The organism is uncultured Apibacter sp., from assembly GCF_946479295.1.
In the GTDB taxonomy this organism is placed as follows: domain Bacteria; phylum Bacteroidota; class Bacteroidia; order Flavobacteriales; family Weeksellaceae; genus Apibacter.
Map to the genome: position 1 here is coordinate 1 of NZ_CAMLFD010000010.1, position 14152 is coordinate 14152.

Below are 14152 nucleotides of genomic sequence, written 5' to 3' on the forward strand. Positions count from 1 at the left end.
GCAATCCAAAAAGGTCAGATACTCAAAAAAAAGTCTAAAAATAAAGATATAGTTTATGAAATAGTATTTCAGTCCAGTTTCAGAAACACAAATTTTCATATTTCAATTCTACCCCACATAAATGTTTACTCAAAAAAATTGAAAGAATGGATAATTGAACAAACAAATAACTCGTACAGTAGCGGAATTGTTGTGTCTGAATATTTAGGGAATATCACTCCTTACAAAACATCAAAATCTTGGAATTTGGCAGGATTGAGCCGCGAAAAATATATTGAAGAAATTGCGGAATTATTAAACAAATATGCCTTGCCTATATTTGATCTATTTGAAGAAACAACTTCAGCAATTGATTTTTTGGCAGAAAATGGACAGCAATTCAATAAATATGTTGATGATTCTTTACTCCCGCTTGGTTTTATGATTCGATTTGCACCAAAAGAAAAAGCAGAACAATTTTTTAACCACTTTATTAGTCATTGCAAATTCAAAGGAAGAATTATTGAATTGTATAAATCTTTGGAGCATAGTGAAAATATAGACCTCAATTATTCTGAATTTAGTTATGCAAGTGATATAAAACTAGCGTATATAAACAAATTGAAAATAATTAAATAACGAAATTATTATGACTGAAACCTGTTTTTTGAATGCGCCCACGTTTATTTCTACTTATATCTTCCTAGCCGTTTGGGGGACGATGGCCTACAGAATAAACGGTTGCCCAAGAATAACCTTGAGCGATAAAATATCCTCACATTTTAAGCTATTTTCTAAAATTCCCATATAGCCTTCTTGCATCAGCTTTTTAATAATTGAGAAACGATACAGAATTTTACTTCCCAATTTAATGTAAGAAATATTTACCTCATTGCTATAATTCTGTAAGCTTCCACGACTGTGCTTTATCTTTTATGACAACTCCTCATCCTAAGATGATTATACAATATATTTTTAAAAACTCTTCAAAATAAATATTCTCATTTTCTAATACTAAAATAGCTGTATTTTCTTATCATTTAAAACTAACTATTAATTAATATTGTATAAAAGCTAAAAAATATTCTTATTCATACCAAAAATGTTGTATTTTATCAAAAAAGTACAACACATTATATATAACAAATAAAACTAATATTTATAATTCTGAATTAGGTCGAAAATTATTCTAAATAGCAATATATTTTCAAGCAAAGAGAATATAAGGTTATATGGTATTGATGAGACCTTTATATTATATATTTGAGCCTATAAAATATAGATTTGTTTTATCAGATTTTTTGTTACTTTTGCTAAAACACTTTTGTTATGAGTATAGATACAGCCCCTAAGAAAGTACATCAAGGAAGAAATATAAAAAGATTAAGAGAAATGCTTGGTATTAAGCAGGAATCTCTTGCTTTTGATTTAGGTGTTAGCCAGGCTACTGTATCAGATTATGAGCAAAAAGAAGCGTTAGATGATAAAATTTTAGAAAAAGTTTCTCTAGCATTGAAAATCCCTATAGAAGCCATAAAGAATATGACTGATGAAACTACTAATAATTATATAAATACTTTTTACGATAATAGTAGCCAAGTAGGTTCAAATTCTAATAATATCAATTGCAATTTTAATCCTATTGATAAAATCGTTGAATTATATTGTGAAAAAGAAGAACTCTATAAGAAAATGATAAAAGACAGGGATGAATTAATTGAAAAATTGTCAAAAAAATAATTTAATAAAATATTTATTTTCACTAAAATAAATAAAAATTTTATTTTTTTCTTTAGTTTCAAAAATCATTTAATAAATTATTAAAACTTATTAGTTCAAAAATATTTCACTTATTATAAAGAAGAAATTAATTTTGCTAAAACACTTTTATTCAATTAAATACTAGAAATTAACATTACAAAAGTAATTTCTATAGATATGCTTATTATTTTTTATATAAAATTAGTATCTAAAAAAATATCCTTAATTAATCGTATCACCCTTTGAGTTGAATAATAGTTTACAGAGCTTTTATCTTCTTTGCAATCAATATTCTCAACTTTCCAAATATGTTTATTATATGATTGAATCTTTATTTCCAAAGAATCAGCTACCTGAATTCCTAAAAGTGAATTTTCCCAAGAATTTAATTTAGAAAATATTTCCAAAACCTGTGATTCTAAGGCAGGCAAAGACTCTTCCCTATGTATTGAAAGTACCCGTGAGTTGTTTTCTAAATAAATATGAATCAATGTATAAATTATTTTTTTCCTTTGGTAAGAATTTGAAAACGCCAAAGAAGCATAATGGCAGCAAATCCCAATCCAATACACAAACCTATCCAAGTTCCTACAGCTCCCAGCTTTTGATTAATGCATAAATAGTATCCAATAGGGATAGCTAAGACAATATATGCAATAAAGCATATAAAAGTAGGAATTTTTACATCTCTCATGGCTCGTAAGCATCCCAAGCTAACTACTTGTATTCCGTCAAATATTTGAAATAAGGCCGTTAATATCAATAATTTAGAAGTTATGGCAATAACTTCCGTTTTACTCTTATCAAAGAATATTAACGGTAGTTGATCTTTAAAAATTATAAAAAGTAGCCCACATATAGTCATAAATGCAAATACCAAATATATATTAGCCATTCCGGCCTTTTTAAGGTCCGACATATTTTTCACACCATAATATCCTGCTACCCGTACCGTTGCAGCAACTCCGAATCCAGTACAAACTTGAAAGGTAATAGATGCTAAATTAGAGGTTACCGAATGCGCAGACGTATCTAAATATCCATGCATACCGGCTATAAATGCAGCTAAGGCAAATGAGCTTATTTCAAACAAGGACTGTAAAGATGAAGGTAAACCTATTGATATTAATTTACGAAAATATACAGATTGAAAATTTTTCCACTTGACATCTTTTAGGTAATATAAAGATTTTTTATTACAATATAGGACCACTATAATGATACACATCATTAAAATGCGAGCAATTAGAGTAGCCGTAGCCGACCCTTTCAATCCCATTTCCGGAAGCCCCCAATATCCGTAAATTAATCCAAAATTTAAAATTACATTAACAATATTAGATATGATAGTGGCTATAGTTACTAAAACGGTCATAGAAATACCCTCGGAAAATTGTCTATAAGATTGGAAAATCATTAAAGGCAATAAGCTCCAAGCACTGATATTGAGAAAAGTTATGGCATCGGGTATTACCGATACATCTTGCTTGGCATGATACAGTAAAGGAGAGCAAAACTCCAATAATAAAATTACTCCTAAAGCCAAGGCAACGTTCATAACCGCACCATGTGTAAAAATTTTTAAAACTCTGCTCTTATTTCCATTTGCAACTGCTGAGGATATAAGTGGCGACATAGAATAAGAAAAACCTAATAGAAACACTAAAAATATGAAAAACAAACTGGTTGCTAAGGAAGAGGAAGCTACTGCTCGTTCTCCCAAATTAGCTATAATTATAATATCAATAAAATTTACAGATACCTGTCCCAGCTGTGTGATGACAACCGGAAGAGCTAACTTTGTATTGGCTTTAAAATGTTCTTTTAAATTCATTTGAATCCTTTCGAGCCTGCAAAGATAGAAATTTTAATAAAAATCGATTCATTCAAAATGAATATCTTTATACTAAATAACTAAACATTTTTGATTTTATAGAATATTTTTTTCATTATTGACACCTTTTTACTTCAAATAAAAGGTATCTTTTAAAATTAAAAAAAATAATTGCCACTACAATTAAACAAAAGATGTACCTTTGCAGCGCCAGGCATTTGCCCCTAAATGTTATATACGAATACATGAATACCCCTGCAAAAGAAAATTATTTTTTTCAAAAAATTGTGGTTATTGTTGGATCGGCATTATTCATTATGAAAATTGTTGCCTGGCAGTTAACCCAATCAGTAGCTATATTGACCGATACCTTGGAAAGCATTAGCAATGTTGCTGCCGGATTATTTTCATTATATAGTCTTTATATTTCTTCCAAACCAAAAGATAGGGACCATCCGTATGGACATGGCAAAATTGAATTTATTTCGGCAGGTATCGAAGGTAGCTTGATTACTGTAGCCGGTATTTTGATTATTTATAAGTCCGTGAGCGATATTTTCCATGTTCAAGTTATACGAAAACTGGATTATGGGATAGTCTTAATTGTTATCGCAGGACTAGTAAATTATGTTTTAGGAGTAGGAGCGGTTAAAAAAGGAAAAAAAAACAAATCCTTAGCTTTAATTTCAGGAGGAGAACATCTTAAAACTGATACATATTCTACCATAGGGCTTGTAATAGGCCTTTTTGTCATGTATGTTTTTAAAATTTATTGGTTGGATAGTATCATCGCCCTAATTTTTTCTTTGATCATTATTTTTACCGGAGTAAAAATTATTCGCAAATCTTTAGCCGGCATAATGGATGAAGCTGATGAAGAATTAATTACTCAGCTGGTTGATATATTAAATAAAAATAGAAATCCAAATTGGATTGATATTCATAATGTAAGATTTATCAAATACGGGAGCAGCTTACATTTGGATTGCCACCTAACGCTTCCTTGGTATTTTAACCTCAGGGAAGCGCATAAAGAGCTAGATAAGCTAAATAAAATTATTGTTGATAATTTTGGCAATAGTTTTGAAATGTTTGTTCACGTTGATGATTGTCGTGAAGTTATTTCGTGCAAAATTTGTAAAAAAGATAGTTGTCCTTATCGTAAATATCTTTTTGATAATGAAATCAAATGGACAAAAGAAAATATTCAAATTGATAAACACCATAAATTAGATAAATAAAATATGAGTAATAAAAAGAATTTTTTAAATATTGAAGAAAAAATATATAAATCATTAGGAAAAATCGGATACGTAATTATATTTACTTGTATATTTTCACTGCTAATGTTTTTTATTGACTTTATACTTTATTGTTTTGTTGACAATCATTATAACTCTGGATTTTTATTTTCTGGTGAATATACTTTTACATACTGGATTAAACTTATGTGGAAAAATTATTCTTTTTCATTTTTTAAAACATCATTCTTCGGCATCATATTTATTATTTTAAGTATTTATAGAAGTAAGACATTGGCAAAAGAATTCTCAATTTAATAACTATTAAATTATTTCTTCTATATAAATAATGGAGCATTATATATTCTTAACCTGTTTGTATGTTAATTGCTAACAAACTTTTTTAATTTAAATACCTTAATTGATATTTAAATTATAAAATTTATTTTGTGTATTTTTCTAATCTTAGCATATACAGATATATAATAAGTAGCTGAAAAATAATAAAGCTTTAATAATATATAATAAAAGCTGCTACAAAAGTTATTGATAGCAGCTTCTATTAAAAAATATTTATATATTTTATTTTGCTAATACTTTTTTAACTGAAGTAGCTATAATTTCCGCTTTTTTAGCCAAATCTTCATCTGTCCATAATAAAGAGATAGGAATAGTTATTGTTCTTCCCATTATTGCATCTGATTGTGAATAATCCGCATTGGCATAGTTTGGCAATAATTCTTTGTGCTCTTTATAAAGCGGGGCTAAAGTTTTTAGCAATTTCAAATGATCCCATTTTCTCACATAATGCCAATTGTTATCGAACCAATATGCATTACCTATCCCCTTGCTGCTCAATTCTCGAGTCAATTCTCGAGCTGATTCTTTGTTAGGCAAAAATATGCTCAAGAATGAAGCATTATCGCCGGCTTCATCGGGTAATTTTCTAAATTCTAATCCCTCAATTCCCTGTAAGGCATCTTTCAATGCTTTTTTATTCTTTCTTTGAGTGGAAAGTATTTTATCCAGCTTTTCAAACTGAGCAAGACCTACGGCTGCATGCAATTCGGAAATTCTATAATTTAACCCTAAATAAGGATGATTTTCTGCTCCTCTGTTATCTCCGATATGGTCATGTCCATGATCTGTATATTGATCAGCATGCACATAATAGTCTTCATTATTAGTTAAAACAGCTCCTCCTTCTCCGCAGGTTACCGTTTTAACAAAATCAAATGAAAAACATCCTAAATCACCGATGGTTCCAAGATATTTGCCTTTATAAGTAGCGCCAAAAGATTGACACGCATCTTCAATTATTAATAAATTATGTTTTTTTGCTAATTCTTTAAGAGCTGAAAGATCTGCCATAGCTCCACACATATGCACCGGCATAATTACTTTGGTTCTAGGCGATATGGCTTTTTCAACTGCCTTCGGATCCATGGTCAAAGTTTCATCAATATCTACAAGTATAGGAATAGCTCCTACGCTTAATACTGCCTCAAAGCTAGCCACAAAGGTAAAGGTAGGTAATATTACCTCATCTCCTGCTCCTACTCCCACCGTATTTAGTGCAGTCATTAAGGCCGTAGTTCCACTGCTGGTTAACTGTACATGCTTTACATGCATTCTTTTTTGAATGGCCTGCTCAAATTCCTTTGCTTTCCAATGATTATTCCTAACAGATTCAAAATTATAACGCATAAGAATACCACTTTCAATAATATCGTTCAGGTGTTTTTTTTCTTCTTCACCCCAAAGCTCATATCCTGGCATAATAAAGTATTTTATATTATTTTTTTTGTTAAAAACCTAAAACAAAGGTAAGGATTTGAGTGTAAAGAATCTTTAAAAACAAATAAAAAAGTTCTATCGAAACATGGTACTTGTGATATTTTAATATAATTTTTAGTATGAATGAGTTAATAAAAAATATTATACAGAGCTCTTTATATTTTCCCTATTTAAAATAATATTCATTTTTTATATCTTAACCAGACCACTCAAATACATATAATTTAAAAAAACACAATAAAAAATACATTATTCTTAATATTTTGTATTTTTTATTTTTAAATATTCATTTATTTTTAAAAATATTTAAAAATTTATAAAAATTAAAAGTTAAAATATGTTAACTTTGTTAAACTAACATTAACATTAAAAAATTATAAATAAAATGAGCACAAGGGCTCCGATTCATTATCTCTTTTTAATATTCTTCGGAATATTTATCTCAATTCAAGGTCAAATTGTACCCCCATCTACATTGATAATAAAAGATCATAATGATAATAAGAGTCCTATAACAATTGACTGCGACTATAATTTTAATGAAAACCATAAAATTTCATTAAAAGCCGAATATCCTGAAATTAAAAATACAACCAAATATTCTGTTACAGCTATTCCTTTCAATCCGGTGGGAAATTTTTCCGAAGGGGAAGAAGTCATGATTGAAAGTGACGATAAATGGAGCAATGTACAAAATCTCCCTTTTAAATTTTGTTTTTATGGAAATACTTACAGCTCTATAATTTTAGGAGATAACGGTGTACTCTGCTTTGATACTCAATATACTGGTACCGAATGTCCATATGTCATAGCAGGTGCCATTCCCAATCAGGACTTAATGCACAACACCATTTTCGGTGCCTATCATGATATGACCAATGATAGTGATGTTTTCGGATGTACAAATGATTGTGGTAAAATATCTATGTATACAACAGGAACGATGCCATTTCGAAAAACTATTATAAATTATTATAATATGAATCATTTCGGTTGTGAAAGTTCCAAATCTACACTACAAATTGTACTATATGAAACAACCAACATAATTGAAATCTATATAAAAAATAAACCTTTAACTTGTGAAATAGGCAATGAAAAAAGGACTCTAATAGGGATCACGAATTCCGATGGTTCGCAAGGAATAGCCCCACAATCTAGAAATACAGGAATTTGGGAAGCATATAATGAAGCGTGGCGATTTTCTCCCGAAGGTACTACGGCAATACCTAGTGTGGAATGGAAAGATTCCAATCAAAATCTAATCCCTTCTTCGGAAGTTAGTCCGAAATCATCGACAACTTATTATGTAAATGTATCTTATGCTGGTTGTACCCCTGTTACTCTTAGTAATGAATTTCAAATCATATTTTCTCCGGATTATCCCAAAGTAAAAGATTTAACTGTATATAAATGTTTTGAAGGTAATACTCCTAATGCTGTTATCAATTTAAAAGAATTAATGCTTGAGGCTTCCGAAGCTAATCATGATGTGACCACTTCTTTACATCTCAATATAGAAGAGGCTAATACAGGAGAAAATCCTATTGCCGATCTTAATACCTATCTTATAACAGAAAATTCAAAATCATTTTATTTACGCGCTTCTAGGAATAAAGATTGTTATTCAACTTCCGTTATAACCTTACATTTAAAAAGAAAACCGAACCTCAAGGAAACAGAACCAATAATTATATGTGGAAACGAGGAAAATAATGATTCAGAAATAATTTATTTAAAAAATTATGAAGATTACATAAACGGCTACGAAAATTGGATGAATCTTGATTATTTTGATTCTTATAATAATGCTCTTGAAGGTGTAAACCCTATTAGTACGCTTTCACTCTCCTCCACAGTGACTATATATGCCAAAGCAAGTAATAAAGAATATGATGAATGTTTTTCCATAATACCCGTTACTTTTAAGTTTCAAAAAACTATTATTTCTCAACCTCAAAAAATTATTCTCTGTGATGAAAATTTAAATGGAAGAGAAATATATAACTTAAGATCTTATGAAAGTACTCTAACCAATTATCAAAATTTAAGTTTTACGTATTATAATTATGAAACCGATGCTTTACAAAACATTAATCCTATACTAAACCCAGAATCCTACACTGTTACCAATGGAGAGGTCATATATGTTAGTATATCTAGCCCGGGGTATTGTTCATCCATAAATACAATATCTTTTTCTTTTAAAAATTCAGCAGTAAAAAATATGCATAAATATGTATGCGATGGTAAATTACATGAAATTAAAGTTAATCTTTTAGATTATTATAACGATATGAAAAGAGATCAAGATATTATTCTTGATGGAATATATAATTCATGGGAAGGCGCTATAAATAAGGACCTTTCTCAAAAAATTAATGATTTGGTTAATTTTACCGTTGTAATGCCTTATTCTATAGTATATGTACGTTTTTTTGATAATACTACTCAGTGCGAGTACATTCGTGAAATAAAACTTGAGATTAGAGCTAAAATTGAAAAAATACCATCTTATAATGTTTGTGATTTAAATAATTCGGGCGAAAGCCATTTTAATCTAAATACACTACGTCCTATCTTTATGGCCGGATACCCTCCATCTTCTATAGCTTTTTATGAAACTTTAGAAGATTATAATAATGAAACTAACCCGATCACGGAAACAATAGTAAAGAGAGAAAAAATCATTTATGTGAAAATTAATGTTAATGACGGATGTAAATATTATCATAAAATTAATCTGAAATTGAAAGAGTTAGAAGTATCTGAAACTCAAAAATTTACAATCTGTGATTCAGAAAATGATGGGAAAGAAAATTTTAATTTAAATGATTTAATTAACCTTTTAAATTTATCAGATTATAGTTCGATACAATTCTATAAATCAGAAAAAGATGCTTTCAAAGAAATCAACCCTATAGCCAATAAAACTGAATATCCGATTAGTATTAGTAATAAAAATATATTTGTAAGAAGTAATTATAATAAGAGCTGTCCGAGTATAATTCCGGTTGAGATAGAATTGTTTAATTCTATAATTGTACCCAATTTTTCTTCCATTGAAATTTGTGATAAAGAGAATAAACATTCTAAAACTGTTGACTTAACTCGTTCGGTAGCAGAAAGCGGAATAAATACAACTAAAATTTCTGTTGAATATTATCTTACTTCTCAGGGCGCAGAACAGCAGAATAATAATGAAAAAATTTTAGATCCTACTTCTTTCACAATATATAATACAACTACAGTATTTATACGTTTTACCAATATTGATACCCATTGCTATCAAATAAGACCTTTAAAAATAAAGCTAAACCCATTTCCACAAGTTGTTAAATTAAATTTAAATATTTGTGATTTTAATAATGACCAAGTAGAGGATGTTACTTTAAATGATTTAAATTCTCATTTAGTTAATGATCATAAAAATTATTCATTTTCATATTATTTAAGTGAAAAGGATGCAATAAATAATATAAATAAAGTTTTAAGACATGCAATTAAAAATTCAACGGAATTATATGTTAAAATTTCGTCTGGAAATGAATGTCAAGTGATTCATAAATTAGGATTTACATTACAATCATCTCCTTTAGTTCATAATAAAACGATTAAAATATGTGACAACAATTCTGATGATACGGAAATTGTCGATTTAACTCAATATAATGATATTTTAGTGGATAATGTTATCTCTACTTTTAAATTCACCTATTTTACCTCTTTTAATAATGCTTATGATAACAGTTTAGTAATTAATAATGCTAAAGAATACGCAATCCAAAAATTTCCGACTACTTTATATGTAAGAATTTCAAATTCATCCGGATGCTTTTCGATTGCTGAATTAACTTTTCACAGTGCAGAGAAAATTTTAGCTCAAAATAAAGATATTCATATATGTGATGAAGGGTCTGACATGCAGGAATATATTAATTTAAACAGCTATGTATCAGAAGTTTTACTGAACCCTAGGCAAAATTTACTGATAAATTATTATAAAACAGAAAAAGGTGCTAACGATAAAAATGAAAACGATCGTATAAAAAATCCTGATAATTATTCGGTAACTTTAGCCAAAGATTATGTATGGATACGTTTTGATAATCCTGCCACTGGCTGTTATACGGTAAGATATTTAGAAATTATACTTGAGCCACTTCCTAAGCTAATCAATTCTAAATATTTAATTTGCGACACAGATTTAGACGGTATTTATAAGCTAGATCTCGATCAACTTCGTTACGCCGTAATATTTAATCCTGAGGGATACACTTTTTCTTACTATTATAATATAGAAGATGCAAAAAAAGATGCGAATAGGATTGAGAATATACATCAGTATACTGTTAATGATTTTAATCAAAAAATAGTTATTAAAGCAACTAATAAATACGGATGTAGTTCTATAAGAAGTGTAACGCTCTATACTAAAGATAAAATCAAAGTTAATACAAATTCCATTGAAATGGAAAGTTGCGATGATGATTTTGATGGTTTAACTTTATTTAATCTTACAACTCTAAATTCATCAATAACTAAAGATCCTAAGGCAACTTTTGAATATTTTAGGACCTTATCCGATGCAAAAAATCAAATGAATCCAATAAAAGATCCCTATAACTATAAAAATATAGTGCCTCATCTTGATAAAGTGTACATTCGCGTTTCTTCCCCTGATTATTGTCCTTCTTTAAGTCAAGCCACTTTAAAAACTTTACCGGTTCCAGTAAGTTATTTAGGGAAAAATTTAAAAATATGTCCTAATGGTAGTCTCGAATTAGTTTCAAATACAAATAATCCTGAAGATTTTTATGAATGGAATACGGGAGAAAAAGGGTATAATAAACATACAATCACCATCTTTAAGGCCGGTATTTATACTGTAACTATTTCTGGCAAGAATGGGTGTTCTTATACTTATACAACTTCTGTAACTGAGTATCCTAAGACCAAAATTATTGATTTAAAAGAAGGTAATGATTACATTACTGTTATGGCTGAAGGCGAAGCTCCTTTAGAGTATTCTATGGATAATAAGAATTGGCAATCTCATAATACTTTTTATAATTTAAATCCCGGAATTTATACATTTTATGTAAGATCAATGGCGAACGGCTGTTTTTCAACTGAAAAGAAAGGGGTCTTATTTAAGATTAATAACGTAATTACTCCTAATGGAGATAATTTTAATGAAGTTTGGCAACTATGTGGTTTAGAGCATTTTGACTCACTTCCTTCACAAATTAAAATATTTGACCGTTATGGTAAGGTAGTATTTACACAAAGCTCTAATTCGTGCTTTGTATGGGATGGATATTATCTAGGGCGACCTTTACCTACTACAACGTATTGGTATATTATCAATATTGCCGATGGCAGACAGTTTACCGGATGGATTGTTTTGCGAAACCATAATAACCGGGTTGATTTAAACTAATTTGTATGTTTAATTCAACATATCTAAATATAATTAATAATGAGCATCATATATAAAAAAATTAATTATATAGTATAGTTCGACCCCGTATATTTTATGTAAAAAGTTTCCATAAATATATAATTAGAATAAGTTAAAAACTTTTAAATTTGAGCAAAATATAAACATAAAGAAAAAATGAAAAATAGAGAATTAAAGTTTAAAACTAATATAGATTGTGGTGGATGTGTAAAAGCTGTAACTCCTTTTTTATCTAAGGTTGAAGGTATATCTAGTTGGAATGTAGACACTTCCAACCCTGAAAAAATTTTAACAGTTGATTCGGATGGTGCTTCTGATGAAGCTATTGTAAATGCTGTAAAAAAAGCCGGTTTTACTATAGAAAAAATTTAGTATCAATCTTCAATATGTTTTAGTGAAGAACCTTTAATATATAAAGGTTCTTTTTTATTTTATACTAAGTACAGATAATAAAATATTTTATTAATATTACTTACATTTGTATTTTTAAAACTTATTCGCAAAGTTTATAATTAAATACTAATGACTAACTCTGAAAAAGAAAATTCTATAGGTTATCAATTAAGTTATACGGAAAATCTACATAGGAATTTATTAAATAAAAAATTTACTAGTAACCAATTAGATGTTACTCCGGAGCAATTTATTATTCTAGATTTATTAACGGAATATCCTGATGGAATATCCATGCAAACCATTTCTATAAAAATTCATAGAGATAATTCTGCCATAACAAGGTCTATTGATATATTAGAAAAAAGAAATTTGGTAATCAGAATAAATGCTAAAACCGATCGACGAAAAAAGATTATACTTATTACTAAAGAAGGCAATACACTACTTAGCAAAGCCAAAAATATAGCAAAAGCACATGCAAAGGAAGTTGCCAATGGGCTTACCGAAACTCAACTAAATGAATTTTTTATGATTCTAAAGCACATTCAGAATAATATACACGATTCTACTAATAAATAATTTTCGACTTACTGACTTAAGTAACTTATTTATATGTGGAAATTTATTAAGTAAATATAGTCATGCTCTTTTATTAGGTATAAAAAATCTAATTATATTCTAAAGTTTTTATTAATTAAGTTTAGCTCCATTTATATAATTTAATTGTGTAAGATATAGTATGAATCAAAAAGTAAAATGGCTTTCACAATTCTTAAATAATATAAAAAAGGGTGATATTCTCAATTATAATTATAATTTAACTGCTTCGAATTTTTGAGTAGGATTAACAATTTCATCTTGAGCAGCAACTAATTGCAATTCATATTCACCTTGTCTATGAGTTTCTAACATAACTGCGTACACTGCTGCTGTGGTATGTTCTAATACATCTTTATAGGCTTTACCAAGCAACATATTGGTTAATAATAATCCTGAAGTTAAATCTCCTACCCCAACCGGTTGTCTAACACCAAAATCCACCAAAGGACGAGATATATGCCATTTTCCTTCTGGAGTGGATAATAACATTTCAAATTTGTCGGAACGATACCCAGCCCTACTTAAATGTTTAACTAAAACCGTTTTAACTCCTTTAGCATGAAGTACATCAATAGCTGAAATCACTTCCTTCACTGAAGTAATTGTTCTATCGGTTAAAATTTCTAACTCCAATAAATTAGGTGCCATTATGTCACTTACACCAATAACCTCATTTTTAAAAAAATCTGATACACCCGGAGCAACAATACAACCTTTTTCAGGATGCCCCATAACAGGATCGCAAAAATATATTGCATTAGGATTTTCACTTTTAACCTTCCTAACTATTTCCAAAATAGATTTTCCTTGTTCAGGAGAACCTATATACCCATTTAAAACAGCATCACATTTTTTTAGTTGATGAATATTATCTATTCCTTGTACAATATCCAATAAATGTTTTGCTGACATTACTTCACCTGTCCATTGTCCATATTGTGTATGATTTGAAAATTGCACGGTATTTAATGACCATACCCTAACACCACAACGTTGCATAGGAAATTCAGCTGCGCTATTTCCTGCATGTCCATACACTACATGAGATTGGATAGATAAAATATTTTTCATTAGTTTTAC

The 14152-nt window shown here is 28.9% G+C and carries 11 protein-coding genes; 7 read left to right on the forward strand and 4 right to left on the reverse strand.

The window, feature by feature from the left end:
• The 3 genes from Q0T35_RS07275 to Q0T35_RS07285 form a co-directional block, all read left to right on the forward strand.
• On the forward strand, positions 1-618 hold a 618-nt coding region (locus tag Q0T35_RS07275), incomplete at its 5' end, for a hypothetical protein (protein WP_295841561.1).
• A gap of 10 nt (positions 619-628) precedes the next feature.
• Positions 629-790 (forward strand): hypothetical protein, encoded by a 162-nt coding sequence (locus Q0T35_RS07280; RefSeq protein ID WP_295841564.1) that lies wholly within the window; start codon positions 629-631, stop codon positions 788-790.
• A gap of 518 nt (positions 791-1308) precedes the next feature.
• Positions 1309-1719 (forward strand): helix-turn-helix transcriptional regulator, encoded by a 411-nt coding sequence (locus Q0T35_RS07285; protein ID WP_295841567.1) that lies wholly within the window; start codon positions 1309-1311, stop codon positions 1717-1719.
• A gap of 212 nt (positions 1720-1931) precedes the next feature.
• On the opposite strand, the gene Q0T35_RS07290 is transcribed toward Q0T35_RS07285, so the two are convergent.
• Positions 1932-2231, reverse strand: a complete 300-nt coding sequence (locus Q0T35_RS07290; RefSeq protein WP_293917727.1) for a hypothetical protein — start codon at positions 2229-2231, stop codon at positions 1932-1934.
• An 8-nt stretch (positions 2232-2239) separates the two neighbouring features.
• Positions 2240-3574 carry an MATE family efflux transporter gene (locus tag Q0T35_RS07295; protein WP_293917725.1) on the reverse strand — a complete coding sequence of 445 codons (1335 nt, stop codon included), beginning with the start codon at positions 3572-3574 and terminating at the stop codon, positions 2240-2242.
• 245 nt (positions 3575-3819) lie between these two features.
• Between Q0T35_RS07295 and Q0T35_RS07300 the strand changes: the two genes are divergently transcribed.
• The gene (locus tag Q0T35_RS07300) at positions 3820-4815 is read left to right on the forward strand and encodes a cation diffusion facilitator family transporter (RefSeq protein WP_293917723.1); all 996 of its coding nucleotides are present in this window, start codon (positions 3820-3822) and stop codon (positions 4813-4815) included.
• Positions 4816-5397: 582 nt separating this feature from the next.
• On the opposite strand, the gene Q0T35_RS07305 is transcribed toward Q0T35_RS07300, so the two are convergent.
• Positions 5398-6594, reverse strand: a complete 1197-nt coding sequence (locus Q0T35_RS07305; protein WP_295812003.1) for a DegT/DnrJ/EryC1/StrS aminotransferase family protein — start codon at positions 6592-6594, stop codon at positions 5398-5400.
• Between the two features lie 403 nt (positions 6595-6997).
• Between Q0T35_RS07305 and Q0T35_RS07310 the strand changes: the two genes are divergently transcribed.
• From Q0T35_RS07310 to Q0T35_RS07320, 3 genes are all read left to right on the forward strand, one after another.
• The gene (locus Q0T35_RS07310) at positions 6998-12055 is read left to right on the forward strand and encodes a T9SS type B sorting domain-containing protein (protein ID WP_295841572.1); all 5058 of its coding nucleotides are present in this window, start codon (positions 6998-7000) and stop codon (positions 12053-12055) included.
• 177 nt (positions 12056-12232) lie between these two features.
• The gene (locus tag Q0T35_RS07315) at positions 12233-12448 is read left to right on the forward strand and encodes a heavy-metal-associated domain-containing protein (RefSeq protein WP_295841574.1); all 216 of its coding nucleotides are present in this window, start codon (positions 12233-12235) and stop codon (positions 12446-12448) included.
• Positions 12449-12598: 150 nt separating this feature from the next.
• Positions 12599-13051: a MarR family transcriptional regulator gene (locus Q0T35_RS07320; protein WP_293917716.1), complete on the forward strand. Its 453-nt coding sequence runs from the start codon at positions 12599-12601 to the stop codon at positions 13049-13051.
• A gap of 231 nt (positions 13052-13282) precedes the next feature.
• On the opposite strand, the gene pdxY is transcribed toward Q0T35_RS07320, so the two are convergent.
• Entirely contained in the window at positions 13283-14143 is an 861-nt protein-coding gene (gene pdxY / locus Q0T35_RS07325; RefSeq protein WP_295841579.1) for a pyridoxal kinase PdxY, read from the reverse strand.
• Positions 14144-14152 lie beyond the last annotated feature (9 nt).